Genomic DNA, 23,864 nt, shown 5'->3' with positions numbered 1-23,864 from the left:
CCGCAACCCTCAACTATGTCTCGCGCTGCGCCGTCGAGGCTCAGGCTGCTTCGCGGAATCGGTATCCCACTCCGTAGAGCGTTTCAATCATATCAAAATCAGTATCGACCATCTTGAATTTCTTGCGCAGCCGCTTGATGTGGCTGTCGATCGTCCGGTCGTCGACATAAACCTGTTCATCATAGGCGGCATCCATCAGCGCGTCGCGGCTCTTGACGACGCCCGGACGCTGGGCCAGCGAATGCAGGATCAGGAACTCGGTCACCGTCAGCGTCACCGCTTCGCCCTTCCAGGTGCAGGTATGCCGCTCCTGGTCCATGACCAGCTGGCCACGCTCCAGCGAACGGGCCTGCTGCACGGCCCCAGCCTTCGGCGTGCCGCTCGGGCTCGTGCCGCCAGCGGCCGCGGCTTCGCGGCTCGAAGCGCGACGCAGGACGGCGCGCACACGCTCCACCAGCAGGCGCTGCGAGAAAGGTTTGGTGATGAAATCGTCGGCGCCCATCTTCAGGCCGAACAGCTCGTCGATCTCCTCATCCTTGGAGGTGAGGAAGATGACGGGGATATCCGATTTCTGCCGCAAGCGGCGCAACAGCTCCATTCCGTCCATGCGCGGCATCTTGATATCGAAGATCGCCAGCTGCGGCGGTCGCGCCAGAAGGCCGTCGAGCGCCGAGGCACCGTCCGTATAGGTCTCGACCTTATATCCTTCGGCCTCCAGTGCGATCGACACCGAGGTGAGGATGTTGCGGTCGTCGTCAACGAGCGCGATTGTCGGCATGGTGTTGGTCTCCGTCATCAGTGCGCAATCTCCCGGATTTTCGTCGTCCCCAGGCGGTCTCAATGACCGGATGCGCTTATGGAGGATAAAGGTGGAACAAATTGTGGCAAAGATAAAGGGAGGATTGTCGTAAAATTTCCCCACAATCGTAAGTGGCGCGACAAACTGTTGCAACGCGACCTCTTCAAACGATTTAAAATACCATCAAGAAATTTAAATCGATTAATTATTTGATATTGCTGAACTTTCTCAGTTTTAGTCTCTTGTGTTTTAAAATTTCTACCCTTATTTTCGCAGTCAGTTTTAACGGCAACGCGCCTGAGCGAAGGGAAGTAGCCATGGAAAAGTTCGGAGTTCATAACCCGGCAACGGAGCTTGCAACGGTTGGATTGGGCGGCGCAGCCAGCGTTCGCTATAACTTTTCTGCCGCAGCGCTCTATGAAGAGTCCATCCGCCGGGGTGAAGCCGAACTGACCGCTCAGGGCGCGCTCAGAGCTCTCACCGGTCAGCATACGGGCCGCTCGCCGCGCGACAAGTTCGTCGTTCGTGACGCCAATACCGATAGCCAAATCTGGTGGGACAACAACAAACCGCTCTCGCCGGACCATTTCGCGCTGCTGCGCGACGACATGCTGGCGCATGCACTGGGCAAGGATCTGTTCGCCCAGGATCTCGTCGGCGGTGCCGAGGAAGGCCATGCCCTGCCGACCCGCGTCATCACCGAATTCGCCTGGCATTCGCTGTTCATCCGCAATCTGCTGATCCGCCCCGAGGCGGCGGCGCTGCCGACCTTCGTGCCCAAGTTGACGATCATCGATCTGCCGAGCTTCAAGGCCGATCCGGCGCGCCACGGCTGCCGTTCGGAAACGGTGATCGCCTGCGATCTCACCAACGGTCTCGTTCTCATCGGTGGCACCTCCTATGCCGGCGAAATGAAGAAGTCAGTCTTCACCGTGCTCAACTACCTGCTGCCGGCCAAGGGTGTCATGCCGATGCACTGCTCGGCCAATGTCGGTCCGGACGGTGACGCGGCGGTCTTCTTTGGTCTTTCCGGCACCGGCAAGACGACGCTTTCGGCCGATCCGGCCCGCACGCTGATCGGTGACGACGAACATGGCTGGAGCGAGAACGGCATCTTCAACTTCGAAGGCGGCTGCTACGCCAAGACCATCCGGCTCTCGGCCGAGGCAGAGCCGGAAATCTATGCGACAACCCAGCGCTTCGGCACCGTGCTCGAAAACGTCGTCCTCAACGAACGGCGTGAGCCCGATTTCGACGACGGTTCGCTGACTGAAAATACCCGATGCGCCTACCCGATGCATTTCATCCCGAATGCCTCGGAAACCGGCCGGGCCGGGCATCCGAAGACGATCATCATGCTGACCGCCGACGCCTTCGGCGTCATGCCGCCGATCGCGCGCCTGACGCCCGATCAGGCGATGTATCACTTCCTCTCCGGCTACACCGCCAAGGTGGCCGGCACCGAAAAGGGTGTCGTCGAGCCGGAAGCGACCTTCTCCACCTGCTTCGGCGCGCCCTTCATGCCGCGTCATCCGGCCGAATACGGCAATCTGCTCAAGGAACTGATCGGCCGCCACGGCGTCGAGTGCTGGCTCGTTAACACCGGCTGGACCGGCGGCGCCTATGGCACTGGTAAGCGCATGCCGATCAAGGCGACGCGCGCCCTTCTCGCTGGCGCCCTCAGCGGCAAACTCGGCCAGATCGAATTCCGCACGGATGCGAATTTCGGCTTCGCCGTGCCGGTTTCCGTAGACGGTGTCGACGGCGGCATTCTCGATCCGCGCTCGACCTGGGCCGACAAGGCGGCCTATGACGCCCAGGCCGAAAAGCTGGTCTCGATGTTCATCGCCAACTTTGCTAAGTTCGAGGATCACGTTGACGGCGGCGTCCGCGATGCGGCACCCGGCAGCGTCAAGGTTGCGGCCGAATAAACCAATAAGTCTTTGACTCACGTGAAACCCGGCATCGAAAGATTACCGGGTTTTGCTTGTGAGGCCGATATTTTCAATTGGCGGCCGATATGAGATAGAACGCCGCATGGCCAGCGACGCGCTCTACATCGATGACAGGATCACCATATCAGGATGGGAGCTGACGGAGCAGTTCGTTCTGGCGGGCGGCCCCGGCGGTCAGAACGTCAACAAGGTTTCGACGGCGGTTCAGCTGTTTTTCAACGTCGCGAATTCGCCCTCCCTCAATGACCGCGTCAAGGCCAATGCGATCAGGCTTGCCGGCCGGCGGCTGTCGAAGGACGGCGTGCTGATGATCGAGGCAAGCCGCTTTCGCAGCCAGGATCGCAACCGTGAGGACGCGCGCGAACGGCTGAAGGAGCTGATTCTGGAGGCTGCCAAGCCGCCGCCGCCGCCGCGCAAGAAGACCAAGCCGACCAAAGGTTCGGTCGAGCGCCGTCTGAAGGAAAAATCTGGCCGCTCGGAAGTCAAGAAAATGCGCGGCCGTCCCGGTGGCGGCGACTGACATGCCCGAACTCTCGAACGGCGTCCGCCATCTGCCTGAATATCTCGACCGGTCGCGTCAGGAAGCGCTGGTCGAGGTGATCCGTGCCGTGGTCGCCGAGGCGCCGCTTTTCGTGCCCGTCATGCCAGGCACCGGCAAGCCGATGTCGGTGCGCATGACCAATTGCGGGCCGCTTGGCTGGGTGACTGACAAGGAGAACGGCTATCGCTACCAGCCGACGCATCCTGTCACCGGCAAGCCCTGGCCTGATATCCCGCAGTCGTTGCTCGAGATCTGGAATGACGTGCCGGGTTATGAAAAACCGCCGGAAGCCTGCCTCGTCAACTTTTATTCCGACGACGCGCGCATGGGCCTGCACCAGGATAAGGACGAGCGCAATCTGCAGGCGCCTGTCGTCTCGATCTCGCTCGGCAACAGCTGCCTCTTTCGCGTCGGCGGATTGAGCCGCAACGATCGCACGCTGTCTTTCAAACTGTCGAGCGGCGATCTGGTCGTATTGGGCGGCGAGGGAAGGCTGTGTTTCCACGGCGTCGACCGGATTCATCCGGCAACATCGACGCTGTTGAAGAATGGCGGCCGCATCAATCTAACGCTGCGCCGCGTCAATCCCTGAGACTGATAGATCGACTGCTACAATTTTCGCAGCGCCACCTGTTCGATCAGGTGATCCTTGCCCTTTTTGAGGATGAGATCGGCGCGTGGCCGTGTCGGCAGGATGTTCTGGCGCAGGTTCTTTAGGTTGATATTCGTCCACAGATCTGCGGCGATATCGAGAGCTTCCGCATCGCTAATCGAGGCATAGCGATGGAAGTAAGAGTTCGGATCGCGGAAGGCGGTCTCCCGTAGCCGCATGAAGCGCGTGACGTACCAGTTATGAATCTGGTCTTCCGCGGCATCAATATAGATCGAGAAGTCGAAGAAGTCAGACACCATCGGCACGATCTTGCCGTCGGCCGGCAGGTCGCGCGATTGCAGCACATTGATGCCTTCGAAGATCAGGATGTCGGGCCGGTCGACGATTTTGTACTCGTCCGGGAGCACGTCATAAACGAGATGCGAATAGCAGGGTGCCTGCACGTCCGGTCGGCCGGCCTTGATCGCCGAGAGGAAGCGCAGGATCGCGGCCGTGTCGTAGCTTTCCGGAAAACCCTTGCGCTGCATCAGCTTTTCCCGCTGCAGCACGGCGTTTGGATGCAGAAAGCCGTCGGTCGTGATGAGATCGACCTTCGGACTGGAGGGCCAGCGCCCCAGCAGTTCCTTGAGGATACGGGCGGTGGTCGATTTTCCCACCGCGACCGAGCCGGCGATGCCGATGACGAAGGGCGTTTTCGTCACGTCGGAGAGGCTCAGGAAGCGGTTGCGCTGTTCGAACAGCATTTGCGAGGATTCGACATGCGCTGACAGCAGCCGCGACAGCGACAGATAGATGCGCCTGACCTCGTCGAGATCGATCGGGTCGCCCATCGAACGCAGCCGCTTGACCTCGTCGCTGGTCAGCGTCAGCGGCGTGTCGGCGCGGAACTTCGCCCATTGTTCGGAAGAGAAGAAGTGGTACGGCGAATAGGATTCGGACTGGAAGTGATCCAATGTTTCCGGCACCCCAATGATCTCAGTCGCGATACTCATGAACTCTGCCGATTGGCCTTTTCCTTGAGACCGGACTGCGCGGTTCTGCGCTCGAGTTCGGCCATGACATTCTCTAACGGTATTTCAGCAATCTTCAATACGACCAATAGGTGATAGAGCACGTCGGCGGCTTCATAGGTCAGATTGTCACGATCGCCGGTCGCCGCCGCCATGACGGCTTCGATCGCCTCCTCGCCAAGCTTCTTTGCCGCTTTCGGCTGGCCGCCGGCCACGAGTTTCGCCGTCCAGGACTGCTCCGGCGAGGCCTTCGATCGCTCTTCAACAATCCTTTCGAGATCGGAAAGGGAAAATCCGCTCATATATCCGCTTTCAAGCCTCAGTCGAGACGCATGTCGATGCCGCACTTCGACATATAGTGTTTCGCCTCGCTGACGGAATAGGTGCCGAAGTGGAAGATCGAGGCGGCGAGAACGGCATTGGCGTGACCTTCCTTCACCCCGGCGACGAGGTCGTCGAGGTCGCCGACACCACCTGAGGCAATGACGGGCACGCGAACGGCGTCGGCGATCGCCCGGGTCAGTTCCAGGTCGTAGCCGACCTTGGTGCCGTCGCGGTCCATCGACGTGACCAGAAGCTCGCCGGCGCCGCGCGCCACCATCTTCTGGGCGAATTCGACGGCGTCGATGCCGGTCGCATTGCGGCCGCCATGCGTATAGATTTCCCAGGCACTGAGATTGTCCCCGCCGACCGCCTGCGTGAGCCTGCGCTTGGCGTCGATCGAGACGACGATGCACTGGTCGCCGAACTTGTCTGCCGCCTCGGCGACGAAGTCGGGATTGCTGACCGCAGCCGAGTTGATCGAAACCTTGTCGGCGCCGCACAGCAGCAGCCTGCGGATATCGGCGATGGTACGCACCCCGCCGCCGACCGTCAGCGGCATGAAGCACTGGTCGGCCGTGCGCGACACGACATCGAAGATCGTTTCGCGATTGTCCGATGAAGCGGTAATGTCGAGGAAGCAGAGTTCGTCGGCGCCGGCCTCATCATAGGCTTTCGCCGCTTCGACGGGATCGCCGGCATCGACGAGATTTAGGAAGTTGACGCCCTTGACGACGCGGCCGTCCTTCACGTCGAGGCAGGGGATGACACGGGCCTTGAGGGTCATTTAAGCGGTCTCCTTGGCTCTGCTGGCCTTGATCAGCGCCAGCGCTTGCCTGGGGTCGATACGGCCGTCATAAAGAGCCCGGCCCGAAATCGCGCCTTCGAGTTTCTGTGCATCGGGTTCCAGCATGCGTCTGACGTCGTCGAGCGAGGCAAGACCGCCGGAGGCGATGACGGGAATGGAGACGGCACCGGCAAGTTCCAGCGTAGAAGCCCAGTTGATGCCGGCAAGGATGCCGTCGCGGTCGATATCGGTGTAGATGATCGCGGCGACGCCCGCGCCTTCGAATTTTTGGGCGAGCTCGACGACGCCGAGTTCCGAAGCCTCAGCCCAGCCTTCTACGGCTACCTTGCCGCCCTTGGCGTCGATGCCGACGGCGACGTGACCGGGAAATTTCCGGCAGGCCTCAATGACCAGATCAGGATTTCTGACCGCCACCGTGCCGAGAATGACGCGCCGCAGCCCGCGCGCGAGCCAGGCCTCGATATGATCGAGCGTGCGGATGCCGCCGCCGAGCTGCACCGGATTCTTCGTCGCCTTTAGGATCGCTTCGACGGCGTCGCCATTCGCCGAATGTCCCGCAAAGGCGCCGTCGAGATCGACCACGTGCAGCCATTCGAAACCCTGGTCTTCGAAGGATTTCGCCTGGGCGGCTGGATCGGTGTTGTAGACCGTCGCCTGCTGCATGTCGCCGAGCTTCAGGCGGACGCATTGGCCGCCCTTCAGATCGATCGCGGGAAAAAGGATCATGTCGTCTTACGTCCCTAAAGTGGTCGATACCATCAGCGCATTCCACGCATCTACGATATCCGAGCGGAAAAAGACAGCGGCAATGGTGGCCGCGCCGAAAAGCAGAAGCAGCAGCAGGGTGACGGTCAAGCCAGCGCGAACCTGGCGCCAGAAGCCGAGGCGCCGCTTCATCGATTTCTCGATGTCGCGCACCTCCCGCAGCGCCTGGCTGTTGACGGCGGCGAGCCGGATTTCCGGCTCCATCGCCTCCACATAAGTTTCGGCATAACTTGCAAGGATCTGCGAGGCGCGGTCGCGCAGCGTATTGCGCAGGTCGGTCGAGAGATAATTGCCCGAGACGGCGGCAAGCTCTGCCTCGTTGGGCGAACGGCCGGCATTGCGCTTGCGGTAGCTGAGCACGAAATCGCGCTTCTGCCGCTCGTAGAGGGCGTAGGCAAGCAGGCCGATCAGATCGTCCTCGCCTTCGATATAAAATTCCAGCACGGCTTCAGTGATGTCGCCGGCGTTGATGCCGTTGGCGCGCAGCTGGGAATTCTCGTTGCCGGCAAGGAATTCATGGATCATCGGTCCAGCCTTTCTGTCAACGCCTTGGCCGCATTGGAAAGCGCTCTCCTGTGAATGGCCTCATCGACACGGCGAATGATCGTTCCATCGGGAAGCCGGATGTCCGAGAAGGGCGGCAGGTCTTCTCTGGAGGGTCTTAGCGTATAGAACACCTTGCCTGATTTCCGCGAAGCCGGCATCGAGCGCACTCCTGTTCCGTATTTCCCATAAAGGGAAAATAAGGCGGCGGTATTACGGGTTCCAGCGCAGGAAATTGGCGATCAGGGCGAGGCCGAGCTTCTGGCTCTTTTCCGGGTGAAACTGAGCGCCCACCATGTTGTCGCGCCCGACGAAAGCCGTCATCGGCCCACCGTAATCGACCGTCGCAATAACGTCGTCGGCATTTTCGGCGGCGAGATGGTAGGAATGCACGAAATAGGCGTGCAAGCCCCCGGAGCCCGTTGGAATGCCGTCGAAGAGCGGATGTTCGCGCTTCAGGTCGAGCGTATTCCAGCCGATCTGTGGAATTTTCAGCGCGGGATCGTAAGGTGTCATCTCGATGACGTCACCGGGGATCCAGCCGAAACCGCGCGTCACTGTCTTCTCAAGTCCGCGCGAGGACATGAGCTGCATGCCGACGCAGATGCCGAGGAACGGCCGCGCCCTCTTTTCGACAGCCTCAACCAGCACATCGGCCATGCCGGGCACGGCATCGAGGCCGCGCCGGCAATCGGCATAGGCGCCGACGCCCGGAAGCACGATGCGATCGGCGGCGGCAACGTTTTCCGCTTTGTCGGTGAGATCGATCTGCGCATCGATGCCCGCCTCGCGCGCGGCCCGCTCGAAAGCCTTGGTGGCCGAGCGCAGATTGCCGGAACCATAGTCGATAATTGCGACGCGCATCGTCAGCGTCCTCCATCAAATCCAAAGAGACCAAGCGATGTAGCCTGGCCATGCGGGCTGTTCGGTCGGGTCTTGTTCTCCCAGCCCGGCACGGTGGCTTCAGTATCGGCCTGGACCGCCTTGTCGGAAAAGTAGACGTCTTCGGCAATGCCCGTCGTATCGGCTGCAATGAGTGCGTCTTCAGTCCAGCCGTGGCCGGCGAGATTGCGAATACGGAGGTTCTGGCCCTCGAGGCCGACCAGCAGGTTCACGCCCAGCGTGATTGCCGCTCCCGCCGGCCAGAGACCCGGTTCGTCCATCAGCGCGCCGCCGATTGCCTGCAACAGAAAGGCCGCCGCCGCGTATAGCCACAGCCGATGGACCAGCAGCCAGACCCATGGAAACAGAAAACCGAGCCATGTGAAGCCGTCGCGGATCACCCGCGTCTCGTCAAGGTTAGTGCCTGCGCTGCCGGGCGGCGTCAGGAAAATATAGCTGGACGTCATTGTCGCCGCTCCCTTGAGAGGCTCAGACGAGCGTGCCCTTCGTTGAGGGAACACGGCCCGCCTGTCTCGGATCGATCTCTGTCGCCGTGCGCAATGCGCGGGCGACGGCCTTGAAGCATGTCTCGGCAATATGGTGGTTGTTGGCGCCATAATGGTTGAGAATATGCAAGGTGATGCCGGCATTCTGGGCGAGCGCCTGGAAGAATTCGCGGACGAGTTCGGTGTCGAAGGTGCCGATCTTCGGCGCGTTGAAGGCGACGTTCCAGACGAGGAACGGTCGGCCGGAAAGATCGACCGCCGCTTTGGTCATCGTCTCGTCCATGGCAAGATCGATCGAGGCATAGCGGGTGATGCCGCGCCGGTCGCCGAGCGCTTTGGAGATCGCCTGGCCGATCGCAATGCCGGTATCCTCGACCGTATGATGATCGTCGATGTGCAGATCGCCCTTCGATTCGATCTCCATGTCGATGAGGGAATGCCGCGAAAGCTGGTCGAGCATATGGTCGAAGAAGCCGACGCCGGTCGAAATCTTCGATTTGCCAGTGCCGTCGAGATTGACGGAAACGGAAATCGAGGTCTCGTTCGTCCTGCGGGAAACGCTGCCCGTACGGCTTGCTGCGGTCTCGGCCATTTGGCCCTCCATCGGAATAAGGCCGTTCCTTATCAGGCGCATCGGCAAATATCCAGAAGCCGGGGAAGAGAAAAGCCGGCCCATTTGCAATCGGCTCCGGCCTGCTTACATAGGGCTCAACAAGGCCGATGTACGGTCAAGGTAAAAGCCCGCGTCATGGGCAGACAGGTGTTTTATGACAACGATCATTACTGTTCGAAAAGGCGGCAAGGTGGTGATGGCGGGTGACGGCCAGGTGAGCCTCGGCCAGACCGTGATGAAGGGCAATGCCCGCAAGGTGCGCCGCATCGGCAAGGGCGAAGTGATCGCCGGTTTTGCCGGCGCCACCGCCGATGCCTTCACCCTGCTCGAGAGGCTTGAAAAGAAGCTGGAGCAATATCCCGGCCAGCTGATGCGCGCTGCTGTCGAGCTCGCCAAGGACTGGCGCACTGACAAATACCTGCGTAATCTCGAAGCCATGATGCTCGTCGCCGACAAGTCGATTACGCTCGCGATCACCGGCAACGGCGACGTGCTGGAGCCGGAACACGGCACGACGGCGATCGGTTCGGGCGGCAATTTTGCCCTCGCGGCTGCCCTGGCACTCATGGATACCGACAAATCGGCCGAAGAGATCGCCCGCCGCGCTCTCGATATCGCGGCCGACATCTGCGTCTACACGAACCATAATGTCGTAATGGAAGTGCTGGATGCCGAAGGCTGAACCCTATGCCTTCCGGCCGCTTGCCGTGGCTGATCTGCCGCTCCTTGCCAAATGGCTGGAAAGCCAACATGTCAGGCGCTGGTGGCGCGATCCGGCCGAGGCGCTGGCTTCAATGGAAGAGCATATCGATACGGCCTCCGTCTCTTGCTTCATGGTCACCCTGAATGGAAAGGAATTCGCCTTTATCCAGGCCGCCAATCTCGACGACGAGGACGATGAAGCGCTCGCCGGCCAGCCGAAGGGCACCTACGGCATCGACCAGTTCATCGGCACAGAGGAACTCGTTGGCAAAGGTCACGGACCGGCCTTTATGATAGGATTCTGCGATATGCTCTTTGCAAAGGGGGCGCAGCGGATCCTCGTCGATCCGCATCCTGACAATGTTTTCGCAATCAGAGCCTATACCAAGGCGGGCTTTCAAGGACTTGGCGAAACAACGACTAATTACGGCCGGGCGCTGTTGATGGCCCTGGACCGCCAGGAGAATGATACGCAATGACCACCTTTTCCCCCCGCGAGATCGTTTCCGAACTCGATCGCTACATCATCGGCCAGCATGACGCCAAACGTGCCGTTGCGATTGCGCTGCGCAATCGCTGGCGCCGCCAGCAGCTCGACCCGAGCCTGCGCGACGAAGTCATGCCGAAGAACATCCTGATGATCGGCCCGACCGGTGTCGGCAAGACGGAGATCTCCCGCCGCCTGGCAAAACTCGCCGGCGCGCCCTTCATCAAGGTGGAGGCGACAAAGTTCACCGAGGTCGGCTATGTCGGCCGCGATGTCGAGCAGATTATCCGCGACCTGGTCGAGGTCGGCATCGGCCTGGTGCGCGAAAAGAAGCGGGCCGAGGTTCAGGCCAAGGCGCATGTGAGCGCAGAGGAGCGTGTCCTCGATGCGCTGGTCGGCACCACGGCTTCGCCCGCCACCCGCGAAAACTTCCGCAAGAAGCTGAGGGACGGCGAACTCGACGACAAGGAAATCGACATCGAAGTGGCCGATACCGGTTCCGGCATGGGCGGCTTCGAGATCCCCGGCATGCCGGGCGCCAATATCGGCGTGCTCAATCTGTCGGAAATGTTCGGCAAGGCCATGGGCGGGCGCACCAAGAAGGTCCGCACGACGGTCAAGGCCTCCTATACCGACCTGATCCGCGACGAGTCCGACAAACTGATCGACAATGAGGTGATCCAGCGCGAGGCCGTTCGTTCGACCGAGAATGACGGTATCGTCTTCCTCGACGAAATCGACAAGATCGCAGCCCGCGACGGCGGCATGGGCGCCGGCGTTTCGCGCGAAGGCGTGCAGCGCGATCTGCTGCCGCTCGTCGAAGGCACGACCGTCTCGACCAAATACGGGCCTGTGAAGACCGATCATATCCTTTTCATCGCCTCCGGCGCCTTCCATGTCTCCAAGCCTTCGGATCTGCTGCCGGAACTGCAGGGCCGTCTGCCGATTCGCGTCGAGTTGCGTCCGCTGAACAAGGAGGATTTCCGCCGGATCCTGACCGAGACGGAGGCGAGCCTCATCCGCCAGTATCGCGCGCTGATGGAAACCGAAAGCCTGAGCCTGGATTTCAGCGACGACGCGATCGACGCGCTGGCCGATGTCGCGGTGCATTTGAACTCCTCCGTCGAGAATATCGGCGCGCGCCGCCTGCAGACGGTGATGGAGCGGGTGCTGGACGATATTTCCTACAACGCCCCGGATCGCGGCGGCACGGCCATCACCATCGACGCCGCCTATGTGCGCGAACATGTCGGCGATCTCGCGCAGAATACCGATCTCTCGCGCTTCATCCTGTGATCTCGGCGCACCGCTTCGTCTCTTTGCCGGCGTGAATGCCGCATTGTGACGAACTCCACTCTCGACAGCGGGCCTTTTACTTTCTAGTGAAGGCCCGTTTTGTTTTCCGCTCCGGCTTTATTCGGCCAAGATTCTGGTCCAGTCAGCCGCATCGCAAGCAGGACGATGAATGGACGGGATAGCGGATCGTGCGACGCCTTTTGACAAGCCTTTTGATTGCCGCTGCCCTGGTGAAATCGGCGCCGGCCTTCGCAATGCAGACGGTTCCGGCGGGCAACCGTCACGTCGAGCAGCCCGATATTCCGGGTGCTTCCGTTCGCCGCACCAAGGGCACGAAGAGCAGCTTCGATCTGAAATACGAAAAGGTCCATGAGCTTCTGGCGACCGATCGGGAGCTGATGGCGAAAATCCGCAAGGTCTCCACCGCTTACGGCATCAATCCCATCCATGTCGTCGGCGCCATCGTCGGCGAGCACACCTATAATGTCGATGCCTATGACCGGCTGCAGGCCTATTACGTCAAGGCCGCGTCCTATGCCGGAGAAAGCTTCCGCTTCGCCTATGACGGCGAAAACGTTGATGATTTCGTGGCGCGGCCGCAATTTGCTCAGTGCAAGGGCAAGAGCGATTCCTACACGCTCTGGTCCTGCCGGGAAGATGTCTGGGAAAGCGATTTCCGCGGCAAGACGGTCGGCGGCCAGAGCTTCCCCAATAACCGCTTCAGCGCGGTCTTCTTCCAGCCCTTTTATGCCGGCCAGACTTTCGGCCTTGGCCAGGTCAATCCTCTGACGGCGCTGATGCTCTCGGATCTCGTCAGTCGCGTGTCGGGTTATCCGAAGCTGAACGAGAAGAATGCCGGCGCCGTCTACCGGGCGATCATGGACCCCGATATCTCGCTCGCCTTCGTCGCCGCTTCCATCCGCAGGTCGATCGACGACTATAAAGAGATTGCCGGCATGGATATCTCGGGCAATCCCGGCCTGACGGCGACTCTTTATAATGTCGGCAATTCGCGCCAGCGCGCCGCGGCACTCGCTGCGAAAAACCGGTCTTCCGTTACGACCGTTTGGCCCGAAGAGAATTATTACGGCTGGCTGATCAACGACAAGCTGGACGAACTCAAGGGCCTGCTCTAGCTTCAAGCCTGACGGGAAGCGTTGATCTTCCCCGAAAGGCTTTTCCGATGGACATGCGCCCTGATCCCTTCGTTCCGCCGGCGCCGCTGCCGCGCACCGTGCCGCCGAGCCGGCTTGAGATCATCCGCATCATCCTGCGCAATCCGCTCGAACTGTGGGGCGAGCCGTCCTACACGCTGCCCTGGATCAAGACGAGTTTCTTCGGTCAGCACACCCTGATCGTCAACGATCCCGGCCTGATCAAGCATGTGCTGGTCGACAATGCAACGAACTATCGCATGTCTGACATTCGCCAGCTGGTGCTGCGGCCGATCCTGCGGGATGGCCTGTTGACGGCCGAAGGCCAGGTCTGGAAACGGTCGCGAAAGGCGGTCGCGCCCGTCTTCACACCGCGCCATGCCAAAGGTTTCGCCGGCCAGATGCTGCGGCAATCCGAAGAATACGTCCGCAAATACGAGGGCGCCGTTCCGGCTGGCCAGATCTTCGACATCGCCGCCGACATGACCGATCTCACCTTTGCGATTCTTGCCGAAACGCTTTTCTCCGGCGAAATCGTCTCCTCCAGCGGCCATTTTGCTGACGACGTCAACGAACTTCTCCACCGCATGGGCCGCGTCGATCCGATGGATCTGTTGCGCGCGCCCTCCTGGGTGCCGCGGCTCACCCGCATCGGCGGCCAGAAGGTACTGGAGAAATTCAGGGCGATCGTGCGCGATACCATGGACATGCGGCTTGCGAAGATGAGGGCTGACCGCGCCACAGCACCGGACGATTTTCTGACGCTGCTTCTCGAGCAGACCGGTCCCGACGGCCTGACCAAGGAGGAGATCGAGGACAATATCCTGACCTTCATCGGCGCCGGCCACGAGACGACTGCGCGGGCGCTCGCCTGGACGCTTTATTGCGTCGCTAACAGCCCGCATATTCGTGAAGCCATGGAGGCGGAGATCGATAGTATTCTGGCTACCGACGCCGAGCCGGTCGAATGGCTGGATCTCATGCCGGTGACGCGGGCAGCGTTCGAGGAGGCGCTCAGGCTTTATCCGCCCGCACCCTCGATCAATCGCGCCGCGATCGCCGATGACGTCTGGACCAATGCGAAGGGCGAAAAGGTCGAGATCCCGGCCGACATCACCGTGCTCATCATGCCCTGGACACTGCATCGTCACGAACTCTATTGGGACAGGCCACGCGCCTATATGCCGGAACGCTTCTTTCCTGAAAATCGCGGCAGCATCGGCCGTTTCCAGTTCCTGCCGTTCGGCGCCGGCCCGCGCGTCTGCATCGGTGCGACTTTCGCGTTGCAGGAGGCGGTGATCGCGCTTGCCGTCATGATGCACCGCTTTCGCTTCGACCAGACGGAAGCGACCAACCCCTGGCCGGTGCAGAAGCTGACGACGCAGCCGCAGAACGGACTGCCGATGGGCGTGACGCCGCGCATAATTTCCCGTGCGGCATAAATCTTTCGAATTATTGCGGAATTGACTGTGAATGAAAGCCGGGCAAAGTGGCAGCATTCAAAGTCGTTGCCAGGGAGAATGTCGCATGAGCCGCGTTGATAAGAACGGTCTTGCCGTCGAATCCGTCCTTCATGATTTCCTCGTCCAGGAAGTTCTGCCCGGTCTGGCGATCGATGCGGACAAGTTCTTTGCCGATTTTTCGGCGATCGTCCATGATCTCGCCCCCAGGAATCGGGCGCTGTTGAAGAAGCGCGACGAGCTGCAGCTCAAGATCGACGACTGGTATCGCCAACATGGCGCTCCGACCGATATGGATGAGTACCAGTCCTTTCTGCGCGCAATCGGTTATCTCCTACCCGAGGGGTCGGACTTCCAGGTTTCGACCCAGAATGTCGATCCCGAGATCGCCACGATCGCCGGTCCGCAGCTCGTCGTTCCCGTCATGAACGCGCGTTATGCTCTCAACGCCGCCAATGCCCGCTGGGGTTCGCTCTATGATGCGCTCTACGGCACGGATGCCATCCCCGAGAGCGACGGCGCCGAAAAGGGCAGGGGATACAACCCGAAGCGCGGCGAGAAGGTCATCGCCTGGGTGCGCGATTTCCTCGATACATCAGTGCCGCTGCAGGACAGCCACTGGAAGGATGTCGCAAGCTTCGCCGTCAGGGATAGAGCGCTCATCATCCGATCGACCGATGGCGAGCAGGCAGTGCTGAGGGACGGTGGGCATTTTGCCGGCTATCGCGGCGATGCCGCCGCTCCGACGCATCTTCTCCTGAAGAACAATGGCATCCACATCGAGATCGTCATCGATGCGGCAACGGCGATCGGCAAGACCGATCCGGCCCATATTTCCGATGTCTGGCTGGAATCGGCGATCACCACGATCATGGACTGCGAGGATTCGATTGCCGCCGTTGACGCCGAGGACAAGGTCGTCGTCTACCGCAACTGGCTCGGCCTGATGAAGGGCGATCTGCAGGAAGAGGTCGCAAAAGGCGGCGCGAGCTTCATCCGCAAGCTCAACCCGGATCTGGACTATATAGGTCCGGATGGGACCGCCTTCGAGCTGCATCGTCGCTCGCTGATGCTGGTGCGCAATGTCGGCCACCTGATGACCAATCCTGCCATTCTCGACCGCGATGGCAACGAAGTGCCTGAGGGCATCATGGATGCCGTTATCACCGGCCTGATCGCGCTTTACGATATCGGCCCGGCGGGCCGGAAGAAGAATTCCCGCACCGGCTCCATGTATGTGGTCAAGCCGAAAATGAATGGACCGGAAGAAGTCGCCTTTGCCGCCGAGATCTTCTCGCGGGTCGAAGATGCGCTTGGGCTGGTGCGCAACACCATCAAGATGGGCATCATGGACGAGGAGCGCCGCACCACGGTCAATCTCAAGGAATGCATCCGCGCCGCCCGCGAGCGTGTCGTGTTCATCAATACCGGCTTCTTGGATCGCACCGGTGACGAGATTCACACCTCGATGGAAGCCGGCCCGATGATTCGCAAGGGCGACATGCGTCAGGCCGCCTGGATATCGGCCTATGAGAACTGGAATGTCGACATCGGCCTCGAATGCGGCCTTTCAGGCCACGCGCAGATCGGCAAGGGCATGTGGGCGATGCCGGATCTGATGGCGGCGATGCTGGAGCAGAAGATCGCCCATCCCAAGGCCGGCGCCAACACTGCCTGGGTCCCGTCGCCGACGGCCGCGACCCTGCATGCCACCCACTATCACCGTGTCAATGTCGCCAAGATTCAGCAGGGACTGAAGGACCGCGCCCGCGCCAAACTATCCGACATTCTCTCGGTGCCGGTCGCGGTGCGGCCGAACTGGTCTCAGGAGGAGATCCAGCGCGAACTCGACAACAATGCCCAGGGCATCCTCGGCTATGTCGTGCGCTGGGTCGATCAGGGTGTCGGTTGCTCGAAGGTGCCCGATATCAACAATGTCGGCCTGATGGAGGATCGCGCCACTTTGCGCATTTCGGCCCAGCACATGGCGAACTGGCTGCATCACCAGGTGGTCAGCGAAGCTCAGATCGTCGAAACGATGAAGCGCATGGCCGCCGTCGTCGACCGGCAGAACGAGCAGGACCCGGCCTATCAGCCTATGGCCGGTAATTTCGACGGGTCGATCGCTTTCCAGGCCGCCCTCGAGCTCGTGTTGAAGGGCAGGGAGCAGCCGAACGGCTATACCGAGCCGGTGCTTCACCGCCGCCGCCTCGAGCTGAAGGCAAAGCGGGCCGGTTGAGAGGACAGTTGAGAAATGAAAAGGCCGCCGGAACGACAGTTCGGCGGCCTTTTTTATACCGAATTCGGTCTCTAGCTTACTGAATGACGATGACCTTGGAAGTGCCCTTGCCGGGACGGACGCGGCTGTAGAGGTCGATGACGTCCTGGTTCATCAGGCGAATACAGCCCGAGGAAGCGGCAGTGCCGATCGAAGCCCATTCCGGCGTGCCGTGCAAACGGAACAGCGTGTCCTTGCCATCCTCGTTGAAGAGATACATGGCGCGCGCGCCGAGTGGATTGGTGAGGCCGGGGCCCATGCCGTCTTCAACATATTTGGCGACATCAGGGCGGCGTTCAGCCATTTCCTTCGGCGGGTGCCAGGTCGGCCATTCCTGTTTCCAGGCGACGTAGGCGGTGCCGGCCCATGCAAAGCCCTGCTTGCCGACGCCGATGCCATAACGCATCGCCTTGCCGTTGGCGAGGATGTAATAGAGGAAGCGCTCGCGCGTGTTGACGATGATCGTTCCCGGACGCTCGGTGGTCTGGTAGCTGACGACCTGGCGGCGGAACTGCGGCTTGACCCGATCGATCGGGATCGCCGGTAGGGAGTATCCGGCATCCTTCGTCACGCCATAGGCGTCATTGAAGATTTGGGCCGTCTGGACCGTCGGGCCAGCGCCCTTGTCGTCGACGGAGGCGCTGTCGGAGCTCGTGGAGCAACCGGCCAGCGCGAGCGTCGTCAGCAGGCCAAATACAGGGAATGCATTGCGGAAGCGCATAGATGACTCTTGAAGTTTTGCGGCAGGGAGAACGGTCTTTCGACCATCGTTGATTATGGTTTATTTTCGATTAACTTGCGCTTTGCAAGGCTGCTGCGGCGCGGCGAATTCGTCCGCCGCGCAAATTAAAAGCGCATGGTTTTTTTGCAACAACCTGCACAGCCCCACGATGGTTATCCATGACGATTTTGAGCGTTTACAATAACAATCCGTTAATCGATGGCCGGCAATCGGACAGGGCCATGATGGTGCGGAGGGGCACGCAGATATTGCTGCATGAAATGCGCCACGCGGTGCTGCCCGAACTGCCGCTGGCGAGCGGGCGCCGCGCCGATCTGATCACGCTTTCGGAAAAGGGCGAGGTCTGGATCATCGAGATCAAGACCTCGATCGAAGATTTCCGGGTCGATCGCAAATGGCCGGAATACAGGCTGCATTGCGACCGCCTGTTCTTTGCCACGCATCAAGATGTGCCGCTCGACATCTTTCCTGAGGAATGCGGGCTTTTCCTCTCGGATGGCTATGGTGCCCACATGATTCGCGAGGCGCCGGAACATCGTATGGCGCCCGCCACCCGCAAATCCGTCACACTCAATTTCTCGCGTGCCGCCGCGCAAAGGCTGATGATGGCCGAATGGGCGAACGGAAAACCCTTCACCGTCGACGACGTCTGAGGGATGCCTCCCTATTTCGGGGCGCGTTTGGCGAGAATGCGCTGCAGCGTCCGCCGGTGCATGTTGAGCCGGCGCGCCGTTTCCGAGACATTGCGCTCGCACATTTCATAAACCCGCTGAATGTGTTCCCAGCGCACGCGATCGGCCGACATCGGATTTTCAGGGAGTTCGGCCTTTTCGCCCGGCCGCTGCGTCAGCGCCGAAAAGACGTCGTCGGCATCTGCGGGTTTTGCCAGATAGTCGACGGCTCCGAGCTTCACGGCCGTCACCGCCGTCGCGATATTGCCGTAGCCGGTGAGCACGATGATTCGCGTGTCGTCGCGCCGCTGGCGGATCGCTTCGATGACATCGAGCCCGTTGCCGTCGCCGAGCCGGAGATCGACCACTGCATATTTCGGCGGCCTGCCTTTCGATTTCGCAACGCCTTCCGCCACGGACTCAGCCGTTTCCACCTGAAAGCCGCGGGTCTCCATCGCCCGTGCGAGACGGCGCAGGAACGGCCCGTCGTCGTCGACGATCAGCAGGCTGGCGTCGGGCCCGATATGGTCTTCATCCGATGCGGCCAAATTTCCATGATTCTGTTCTGTCATCGTCTCAGGTCCCGGCGCTTGAACGCCCGATCTTGTTCAACCGTTTCTCGTTCTACTTATGCCGATAAACTCATTTTGTCGAATTTGCGTCGAGCAGCATTCGCGGCCATTCGATGCGGATGCGCGCGCCGGCTCTCTCCGGCTCGCGGTTCTCGAAAATCAGCGATGCGCCGGAGCGCTCCAGCAGCGTCTTGGCGATGAATAGTCCAAGCCCGAGGCCCCCGGCCGTATCTTCCTTCTGCCGTCTGGTCACATAGGGCTCGCCGATTCGGGTCAGGATGTCGGGCGAATAACCGTTGCCGTCGTCCTCGATGACGATCAGCACCTTGTCGTGATCGTGCTCGACGGTGATTGTCACTTTCTCCCTGGCATAGTCGACGGCATTCTCAATGAGGTTGCCGAGTCCGTACATGATCCCGGCATTGCGATCGGTGACCGGCTCGCTCTTGCGCGGGCTTTTTTCGATCAGCTCGAGCGCGATGCCGAATTCCCGGTGCGGCGCAACGATCTCCTCGATCATCGAGGAAAGCGGCAGCCGGCGCATATGCGCCTCGTTTTCGGAAGACAGCGTCGTCAGCCGCCGCAGGATGTCACGGCAGCGTTCGCTCTGGCTGCGCAGCAGCATGACGTCCTCGCGGAACCGATCGTCATCCTTCAGTTCCCGCTCCATTTCCTTGGCAACGACGCTGATCGTCGCAAGCGGCGTGCCGAGTTCGTGGGCGGCGGCCGCCGCCAGCCCGTCGAGCTGTGAAAGGTGTTTTTCCCGCTGCAGCACCAGTTCGGTCGCGGCCAGCGCATCGGCAAGCTGGCTCGCCTCCATCGAAACGCGGTAGGCGTAGAAAGCGGCAAATGCCATTGTGGAGGCGATAGAGCACCAGACGCCGAACTGCATGACATTGTGCACGTTGATCTCGACCCCGTCGAACCAGGGCAGCGGAAAAGGCGAAAAGGCAAGTACCGTGATGCAGACCATCGCAATGCCGATCAGTGCGGTGCTGTAGCGGATTGGCTGCGAGGCAAAGGAGATGATGACAGGCACGCAGACGAGGGCAGCGAAGGGATTGGCAAGACCGCCGGTGATGAAGAGCAGCGCGCAGAGCTGCAAAAGATCGAAGCCGAGCAGCGCAAAGGCGGCCGGCGGTTCCAGCCGATGCGTCGGCGGGTAGCGGATCGTTAAATAGAAATTCACCCAGGCAAGAGCGGCAATCAGTGAAGAGCTGGCGATCAGCGGCAAGGGAAATTTCAGCCAAAAGGCGACGATGAAAACCGTCAGCGCTTGCCCGCCGACGGCAAGCCAGCGCAGCCGCACCAGCGTCTGCAGGCGCAGTCTCCGGCTGCTGTGTCGATCCTCCATCGTATGGCTTACTGGCTTGTCGATCATTCCGCAGGGTTCCTTGGGTCGCCCTCATGTACCACGCGGCTTTGCCCGTGTCGTCGGTAATGCCTCTTCCGGCCGCTCCGGCCAGGGATGGCGTGGGTAGCGCCCCCGCATCTCGGCGCGCACGTCCTTCCATGAGCCGGCCCAGAAGCCCGGCAAGTCGCGTGTCGTCTGGATCGGCCGGTGCGCCGGCGACGTCAGTTCCAGCAGCAGCGGCAAACGGCCTCCGGCAATCGCCGGGTGCTGCTTGAGCCCGAACAGCTCCTGCACACGGATCGTCAGCACCGGCTCTTCGCCTTCATATTGAATCGGATGCCGTTGGCCGGTCGGCGCCTCGAAATGCGTCGGGGCAAGCCGGCTGAGATCACGCTGCAAGTCGTGCGGAACCAGTGACATCAGCCCGGTGGAGAGCCCGCCCGGCGATATGTCCGAGAGGCCGCGGGCGTCGCTCTGAAACGGCGCGAACCATTCGTCCATTCGGCAAAGTAGCGCGGCGTCGCCGACATCCGGCCAGGGGTCGCCGATCGTCCTGTGAAGGAACCCGATCCGCTCGCGAAGCTGAATGGCTTCCTTCGAGAAAGCAAGCTGATCGAGCCCGAGTTCGCGTACGCCTTGCATCAGCGCCTCGGTCACGGCTGTCCCGGAAGGGCGCGGTAGGGGCGTCTCGTCGAAGATGATCGCGCCGAGCCGGGTCGCGCGCCGCGCCCGTGTCTGCCGGCTCTGCCGGTCGAAGAATACCTGGTCGTCGGTTCTGATTTCGCCGGGCAGCTCGGCCTCGATATCGCCGCGCGTCACCTCGGCGGCCGCCAGAACCCGCGCCTGCGCCGCCCGGCCGGTGAGATCGGCGATGACAAGCATCCGGCTGCCGGCGAGCCTCTCGGTTTCCGGCACTTCCGCGCCCCGTCCGTTGGCCATCACGAATCGTCCGCGTCCGCCGCGCTGAAGCGCTATTCTGTCAGGGAAGGCGTGCAGCAGCAGCTGCCCCGCTAGCGCCGGCGCCGCTGCCTCAACTCTGTCGAGGCCGTTCGCCAGCCGCCCTGCCAGCCGCCGCGAGGCCTCCGCCCTTTCGCCGCGCTCGGCCTTGAAACGCCGCAGCCGCTCCTCGATATCGAGGCTCGTTCCGCCGATCCCCTGTTCGGTCAGCAGCACCGCGATTAATGCCGCGTCCCGGGCATGCCCCGATTCGCCCGCCGACACGACCATCGCGGCAAGCCGTGGCGGCAGGGCGAGATCGCGCATAACCTTGCCGCGCGCGGTCAGCATTCCGTCCTTGTCGAGCGCGCCGAGCTGAGCAAGCAGCGTCCGTGCTTCCTTCAGCGTGGTTTCCGGCGGCTGATCGACAAAGGCGAGCGATGCCGGGTCCTGAACGCCCCAGTGCGCGAGATCGAGCACCAGCCCGGAAAGATCGCTCGAAAGGATCTGCGGCGGCGTGAAGGCCGGTAGCGCCGCCGTCTGTCCCTGGTGCCACAGCCTAACCGCGATGCCCGGTTCCGTTCGCCCGGCGCGGCCGGCTCGCTGATCGGCCGAAGCCCGCGACACGCGCACCGTCTCGAGACGGGTGATTCCGGTCGATGCCTCGAACACCGGCAGACGCTGCAACCCGCCGTCGATGACGATCCTCACGCCGTCGATGGTGATCGAGGTTTCGGCGATCGATGTCGCAAGCACGATCTTGCGCTGACCGGCGGCGGCGGCCCGGATCGCGGCGTCCTGTTCCTTCTGGCCAAGGTTGCCGTAAAGCGGCGCAATCAGCGTTTCGGGGCCGAATCGTCCCTGCAGCCGCTCTGCGGTCCGCGTGATTTCCGCCTGGCCCGGCAGGAAAGCAAGGATCGAACCGGTTTCGCTGGCATGCGCGTCGACAATCGCCCGCGTCACGGCATCTTCGATGCGTTCGCCGCCCGGCCGATCCTGATAACGGATATCGATGGGAAAGCTGCGTCCCAAGCTTTCGATGACAGGCGGATCTTCCAGCAGGGCGGCCACACGTTCGATGTCGAGCGTCGCCGACATCACCAGGATGCGCAAATCCTCGCGCAGGGCCGATTGAACGTCGAGCGCCAGCGCCAGCCCGAAATCGGCATCGAGCGAACGCTCGTGGAATTCGTCGAAGATCACGGTCGAGACGCCGGAGAGTTCGGGATCATCGAGGACCATCCGGGCAAAAACCCCTTCCGTCACGACCTCGATCCGTGTCGCCGCCGATATCCTGTTGTCGAGGCGCATGCGGTAGCCGACCGTGCCGCCGACCTGTTGACCGATCAACGACGCCATCCGGCTTGCAGCCGCCCGCGCCGCCAGCCGCCGCGGTTCCAGCAGGATGATCCTGCCGTCGCCGCGCCAGGCTTGCTTGAGCAGGTAAAGCGGCACCAGGGTCGTTTTGCCGGCGCCGGGCGGTGCCGAAAGAACCGCGCGCTTCTGCTCGGCTAGCGCCGCGCCGATAGCCGGCAGGACATGTGAAACCGGAAGTTCCGGCAATGAAGGACTGATAGTCACTTTCGGCCCGTCACCGTTTCATACGCAAGAATCGCGCCGGCGAGATCTTCCAGCGCCGCGCCGACGGATTTGAACAGCGTGATTTCGGTCTGATCGCTTCGCCCGCCATGGGCGCCACTGACAAGTTCCGCAAGCTCCGCTCTTATGTCGCTTTCCCTCAGCACGCCGCTTTTCAGCGGCTGGACGATATCGCCCGCCTCGCTGATGGCGCCGGCGCGGGTATCGACATACACGCTGGCGCGGCGGATCGCCGCGTCATCGCTTTCGCGCATGCTCGGCTTGAAGGCGCCGACAAGATCGAGATGAGCGCCGGGTTTCAGCCATTCGCCTGAGATCAGCGGCTCGTTGGAAAGCGTCGCGCAGGAGATGATATCGGCCTTTCGCGCTGCGGCTTCCGCATTCGCCACCGCCTCGGCATTCAGCCCGAGCGCTCGTGCCTCGGCGGCGATCTTTTCCGCAGCCTGTCCGTTGCGACCCCAGACCTGGTATTTCTTGATCGGCCGGATCGTGCCATGCGCGAGCATCAGATTGAGCGACAGCCGGCCGGTGCCGCAGACAAGCATCTCCTCGGCGTCGGCGCGGGCGAGATAGCGGGCTGCCAGCGCCGATGCCGCCGCCGTTCGTCGTGCGGTCAGCTCACCGCCGTCGATTGCAGCCAGCATCTCGCCGGTGGCGCCGGACGAAAGAAGATAGGTTCCGAAGATCGCCGGCAGACCGGGCCGCATATTGCCGGGAAAGACGGAGACCGTCTTCACCCCAGCATAACGCCCGGGAACCCAGGCCGGCATCAGAAGCAACGTGGCGCTCTCCTCGTTCGGCACTTCCATTTCATGATGATGGCGCACCGGCATGACGCAGTCGCTGTCGAACATGTCGGCGATCGCCGCGATCAGTTCCGGCCAGGGCAAGGCCGCGCGCGTTTGTTCTTCATCGAGGACAAGCATTCTTCGCTCCGCTGGATCATCATCGCTGCCAAATTAGCGAGCGTGCCGCGCCATAGGCAAGTGCCCTGGAATTTCGCGTCCGGCTTCCCATATAGGATCTTGTCTTTCTTGCCGAATGTCCTTGCCTGAGGATTCGGCAAAAACGAATCTCAAAACCGCCCCATCGGACGGCGGATTTGCTCGTTTTCGGAAACAACAGACAAAAGCCCTTCGTTTTCAACCCGTTACAAAAATGTCAAAAAACTTTTGGTATGGCTGTTGACTTGGAAAAGGGGTTGGTTCTATAAGCCCACTCACTGAACGAGGGCGGCGGCGCTGCTGGCGACGAAGT

General features: G+C 61.4%; 25 protein-coding genes. 10 read left to right on the top strand and 15 right to left on the bottom strand.

Annotated features, from left to right (window positions below; translation table 11 throughout):
* Positions 1-40: 40 nt before the first annotated feature.
* Positions 41-778 (bottom strand): response regulator transcription factor, encoded by a 738-nt coding sequence (locus tag PYR71_RS12830; protein ID WP_190233656.1) that lies wholly within the window; start codon positions 776-778, stop codon positions 41-43.
* A 338-nt stretch (positions 779-1,116) separates the two neighbouring features.
* On the opposite strand from PYR71_RS12830, the gene PYR71_RS12825 reads away from it, so the two are divergent.
* From PYR71_RS12825 to PYR71_RS12815, 3 genes are all read left to right on the top strand, one after another.
* Positions 1,117-2,730, top strand: coding sequence for a phosphoenolpyruvate carboxykinase (locus tag PYR71_RS12825; protein ID WP_275619631.1), 1,614 nt, complete (start codon positions 1,117-1,119; stop codon positions 2,728-2,730).
* A gap of 106 nt (positions 2,731-2,836) precedes the next feature.
* Complete coding sequence (arfB, locus tag PYR71_RS12820; protein ID WP_037142462.1) at positions 2,837-3,274, top strand: alternative ribosome rescue aminoacyl-tRNA hydrolase ArfB; 438 nt, start codon at positions 2,837-2,839, stop codon at positions 3,272-3,274.
* 1 nt (position 3,275) lies between these two features.
* Positions 3,276-3,887: an alpha-ketoglutarate-dependent dioxygenase AlkB gene (locus PYR71_RS12815; RefSeq protein ID WP_275619630.1), complete on the top strand. Its 612-nt coding sequence runs from the start codon at positions 3,276-3,278 to the stop codon at positions 3,885-3,887.
* A 17-nt stretch (positions 3,888-3,904) separates the two neighbouring features.
* On the opposite strand, the gene coaA is transcribed toward PYR71_RS12815, so the two are convergent.
* Genes coaA through hisB form a run of 9 tightly spaced genes read right to left on the bottom strand, consistent with a single transcriptional unit; the run spans position 3,905 to position 9,335 of the window.
* Positions 3,905-4,900 (bottom strand): type I pantothenate kinase, encoded by a 996-nt coding sequence (gene coaA / locus PYR71_RS12810; protein WP_097605764.1) that lies wholly within the window; start codon positions 4,898-4,900, stop codon positions 3,905-3,907.
* Entirely contained in the window at positions 4,897-5,220 is a 324-nt protein-coding gene (locus tag PYR71_RS12805; protein ID WP_064686306.1) for a phosphoribosyl-ATP diphosphatase, read from the bottom strand. The genes coaA and PYR71_RS12805 overlap by 4 nt, the downstream gene beginning before the upstream one ends.
* Positions 5,221-5,237: 17 nt before the next feature.
* Positions 5,238-6,026, bottom strand: coding sequence for an imidazole glycerol phosphate synthase subunit HisF (gene hisF, locus PYR71_RS12800; protein WP_183919596.1), 789 nt, complete (start codon positions 6,024-6,026; stop codon positions 5,238-5,240).
* Positions 6,027-6,773: a 1-(5-phosphoribosyl)-5-[(5-phosphoribosylamino)methylideneamino]imidazole-4-carboxamide isomerase gene (gene hisA / locus PYR71_RS12795; RefSeq protein WP_275619629.1), complete on the bottom strand. Its 747-nt coding sequence runs from the start codon at positions 6,771-6,773 to the stop codon at positions 6,027-6,029.
* A 6-nt stretch (positions 6,774-6,779) separates the two neighbouring features.
* Entirely contained in the window at positions 6,780-7,337 is a 558-nt protein-coding gene (locus PYR71_RS12790; RefSeq protein WP_275619628.1) for a hypothetical protein, read from the bottom strand.
* A complete protein-coding gene (locus PYR71_RS12785; RefSeq protein ID WP_275619627.1) occupies positions 7,334-7,516 on the bottom strand; it encodes a hypothetical protein in 183 nt (60 codons plus the stop codon). The genes PYR71_RS12790 and PYR71_RS12785 overlap by 4 nt, the downstream gene beginning before the upstream one ends.
* 52 nt (positions 7,517-7,568) lie before the next feature.
* On the bottom strand, positions 7,569-8,219 hold the full coding sequence (hisH, locus tag PYR71_RS12780) for an imidazole glycerol phosphate synthase subunit HisH (RefSeq protein WP_275619626.1): 651 nt from the start codon (positions 8,217-8,219) through the stop codon (positions 7,569-7,571).
* A 2-nt stretch (positions 8,220-8,221) separates the two neighbouring features.
* Positions 8,222-8,704 (bottom strand): DUF2628 domain-containing protein, encoded by a 483-nt coding sequence (locus tag PYR71_RS12775; RefSeq protein ID WP_275619625.1) that lies wholly within the window; start codon positions 8,702-8,704, stop codon positions 8,222-8,224.
* A gap of 22 nt (positions 8,705-8,726) precedes the next feature.
* Positions 8,727-9,335 carry an imidazoleglycerol-phosphate dehydratase HisB gene (hisB, locus tag PYR71_RS12770; RefSeq protein WP_275619624.1) on the bottom strand — a complete coding sequence of 203 codons (609 nt, stop codon included), beginning with the start codon at positions 9,333-9,335 and terminating at the stop codon, positions 8,727-8,729.
* Positions 9,336-9,510: 175 nt separating this feature from the next.
* On the opposite strand from hisB, the gene hslV reads away from it, so the two are divergent.
* The 6 genes from hslV (at position 9,511) to PYR71_RS12740 (ending at position 16,694) form a co-directional block, all read left to right on the top strand.
* Positions 9,511-10,038: an ATP-dependent protease subunit HslV gene (gene hslV / locus PYR71_RS12765; protein ID WP_097605760.1), complete on the top strand. Its 528-nt coding sequence runs from the start codon at positions 9,511-9,513 to the stop codon at positions 10,036-10,038.
* Positions 10,025-10,537, top strand: coding sequence for a GNAT family N-acetyltransferase (locus PYR71_RS12760; RefSeq protein ID WP_275619623.1), 513 nt, complete (start codon positions 10,025-10,027; stop codon positions 10,535-10,537). The genes hslV and PYR71_RS12760 overlap by 14 nt, the downstream gene beginning before the upstream one ends.
* Positions 10,534-11,841 carry an ATP-dependent protease ATPase subunit HslU gene (hslU, locus tag PYR71_RS12755; RefSeq protein WP_183919610.1) on the top strand — a complete coding sequence of 436 codons (1,308 nt, stop codon included), beginning with the start codon at positions 10,534-10,536 and terminating at the stop codon, positions 11,839-11,841. The genes PYR71_RS12760 and hslU overlap by 4 nt, the downstream gene beginning before the upstream one ends.
* A 188-nt stretch (positions 11,842-12,029) precedes the next feature.
* A complete protein-coding gene (locus tag PYR71_RS12750; protein ID WP_275619622.1) occupies positions 12,030-12,977 on the top strand; it encodes a DUF1402 family protein in 948 nt (315 codons plus the stop codon).
* A 47-nt stretch (positions 12,978-13,024) separates the two neighbouring features.
* Positions 13,025-14,437 carry a cytochrome P450 gene (locus tag PYR71_RS12745; RefSeq protein WP_183919613.1) on the top strand — a complete coding sequence of 471 codons (1,413 nt, stop codon included), beginning with the start codon at positions 13,025-13,027 and terminating at the stop codon, positions 14,435-14,437.
* Positions 14,438-14,522: 85 nt separating this feature from the next.
* Positions 14,523-16,694: a malate synthase G gene (locus PYR71_RS12740; protein ID WP_275619621.1), complete on the top strand. Its 2,172-nt coding sequence runs from the start codon at positions 14,523-14,525 to the stop codon at positions 16,692-16,694.
* A 76-nt stretch (positions 16,695-16,770) separates the two neighbouring features.
* On the opposite strand, the gene PYR71_RS12735 is transcribed toward PYR71_RS12740, so the two are convergent.
* Positions 16,771-17,454, bottom strand: a complete 684-nt coding sequence (locus PYR71_RS12735) for a L,D-transpeptidase (protein ID WP_275619620.1) — start codon at positions 17,452-17,454, stop codon at positions 16,771-16,773.
* Positions 17,455-17,633: 179 nt separating this feature from the next.
* On the opposite strand from PYR71_RS12735, the gene PYR71_RS12730 reads away from it, so the two are divergent.
* The gene (locus tag PYR71_RS12730) at positions 17,634-18,128 is read left to right on the top strand and encodes an MmcB family DNA repair protein (protein ID WP_010029986.1); all 495 of its coding nucleotides are present in this window, start codon (positions 17,634-17,636) and stop codon (positions 18,126-18,128) included.
* 11 nt (positions 18,129-18,139) lie between these two features.
* On the opposite strand, the gene PYR71_RS12725 is transcribed toward PYR71_RS12730, so the two are convergent.
* From PYR71_RS12725 to lhpI, 4 genes are all read right to left on the bottom strand, one after another.
* Positions 18,140-18,718: an ActR/PrrA/RegA family redox response regulator transcription factor gene (locus tag PYR71_RS12725; RefSeq protein ID WP_097584093.1), complete on the bottom strand. Its 579-nt coding sequence runs from the start codon at positions 18,716-18,718 to the stop codon at positions 18,140-18,142.
* Between the two features lie 70 nt (positions 18,719-18,788).
* Positions 18,789-20,099 (bottom strand): ActS/PrrB/RegB family redox-sensitive histidine kinase, encoded by a 1,311-nt coding sequence (locus PYR71_RS12720; protein ID WP_275619619.1) that lies wholly within the window; start codon positions 20,097-20,099, stop codon positions 18,789-18,791.
* 24 nt (positions 20,100-20,123) lie between these two features.
* Positions 20,124-22,589, bottom strand: a complete 2,466-nt coding sequence (gene hrpB / locus PYR71_RS12715) for an ATP-dependent helicase HrpB (RefSeq protein ID WP_275619618.1) — start codon at positions 22,587-22,589, stop codon at positions 20,124-20,126.
* The gene (gene lhpI, locus PYR71_RS12710) at positions 22,586-23,533 is read right to left on the bottom strand and encodes a bifunctional Delta(1)-pyrroline-2-carboxylate/Delta(1)-piperideine-2-carboxylate reductase (protein WP_275619617.1); all 948 of its coding nucleotides are present in this window, start codon (positions 23,531-23,533) and stop codon (positions 22,586-22,588) included. Before lhpI ends, hrpB begins: the two co-directional genes overlap by 4 nt.
* Positions 23,534-23,864: the final 331 nt, after the last annotated feature.

Origin of the sequence: Rhizobium mulingense (genome assembly GCF_029194105.1) — a bacterium.
Lineage (GTDB): Bacteria > Pseudomonadota > Alphaproteobacteria > Rhizobiales > Rhizobiaceae > Rhizobium > Rhizobium mulingense.
This window is presented reverse-complemented; position numbering and strand designations above follow the sequence as displayed.

Bases quoted from the DNA above. Each gene is read 5' to 3' on its own strand.
- PYR71_RS12830 (WP_190233656.1), bottom strand. From the start codon at position 778: ATGCCGACAATCGCGCTCGTTGACGACGACCGCAACATCCTCACCTCG.
- PYR71_RS12825 (WP_275619631.1), top strand. From the start codon at position 1,117: ATGGAAAAGTTCGGAGTTCATAACCCGGCAACGGAGCTTGCAACGGTT.
- arfB (WP_037142462.1), top strand. From the start codon at position 2,837: ATGGCCAGCGACGCGCTCTACATCGATGACAGGATCACCATATCAGGA.
- PYR71_RS12815 (WP_275619630.1), top strand. From the start codon at position 3,276: ATGCCCGAACTCTCGAACGGCGTCCGCCATCTGCCTGAATATCTCGAC.
- coaA (WP_097605764.1), bottom strand. From the start codon at position 4,900: ATGAGTATCGCGACTGAGATCATTGGGGTGCCGGAAACATTGGATCAC.
- PYR71_RS12805 (WP_064686306.1), bottom strand. From the start codon at position 5,220: ATGAGCGGATTTTCCCTTTCCGATCTCGAAAGGATTGTTGAAGAGCGA.
- hisF (WP_183919596.1), bottom strand. From the start codon at position 6,026: ATGACCCTCAAGGCCCGTGTCATCCCCTGCCTCGACGTGAAGGACGGC.
- hisA (WP_275619629.1), bottom strand. From the start codon at position 6,773: ATGATCCTTTTTCCCGCGATCGATCTGAAGGGCGGCCAATGCGTCCGC.
- PYR71_RS12790 (WP_275619628.1), bottom strand. From the start codon at position 7,337: ATGATCCATGAATTCCTTGCCGGCAACGAGAATTCCCAGCTGCGCGCC.
- PYR71_RS12785 (WP_275619627.1), bottom strand. From the start codon at position 7,516: ATGCCGGCTTCGCGGAAATCAGGCAAGGTGTTCTATACGCTAAGACCC.
- hisH (WP_275619626.1), bottom strand. From the start codon at position 8,219: ATGCGCGTCGCAATTATCGACTATGGTTCCGGCAATCTGCGCTCGGCC.
- PYR71_RS12775 (WP_275619625.1), bottom strand. From the start codon at position 8,704: ATGACGTCCAGCTATATTTTCCTGACGCCGCCCGGCAGCGCAGGCACT.
- hisB (WP_275619624.1), bottom strand. From the start codon at position 9,335: ATGGCCGAGACCGCAGCAAGCCGTACGGGCAGCGTTTCCCGCAGGACG.
- hslV (WP_097605760.1), top strand. From the start codon at position 9,511: ATGACAACGATCATTACTGTTCGAAAAGGCGGCAAGGTGGTGATGGCG.
- PYR71_RS12760 (WP_275619623.1), top strand. From the start codon at position 10,025: ATGCCGAAGGCTGAACCCTATGCCTTCCGGCCGCTTGCCGTGGCTGAT.
- hslU (WP_183919610.1), top strand. From the start codon at position 10,534: ATGACCACCTTTTCCCCCCGCGAGATCGTTTCCGAACTCGATCGCTAC.
- PYR71_RS12745 (WP_183919613.1), top strand. From the start codon at position 13,025: ATGGACATGCGCCCTGATCCCTTCGTTCCGCCGGCGCCGCTGCCGCGC.
- PYR71_RS12740 (WP_275619621.1), top strand. From the start codon at position 14,523: ATGAGCCGCGTTGATAAGAACGGTCTTGCCGTCGAATCCGTCCTTCAT.
- PYR71_RS12735 (WP_275619620.1), bottom strand. From the start codon at position 17,454: ATGCGCTTCCGCAATGCATTCCCTGTATTTGGCCTGCTGACGACGCTC.
- PYR71_RS12730 (WP_010029986.1), top strand. From the start codon at position 17,634: ATGACGATTTTGAGCGTTTACAATAACAATCCGTTAATCGATGGCCGG.
- PYR71_RS12725 (WP_097584093.1), bottom strand. From the start codon at position 18,718: ATGACAGAACAGAATCATGGAAATTTGGCCGCATCGGATGAAGACCAT.
- PYR71_RS12720 (WP_275619619.1), bottom strand. From the start codon at position 20,099: ATGATCGACAAGCCAGTAAGCCATACGATGGAGGATCGACACAGCAGC.
- lhpI (WP_275619617.1), bottom strand. From the start codon at position 23,533: ATGCTTGTCCTCGATGAAGAACAAACGCGCGCGGCCTTGCCCTGGCCG.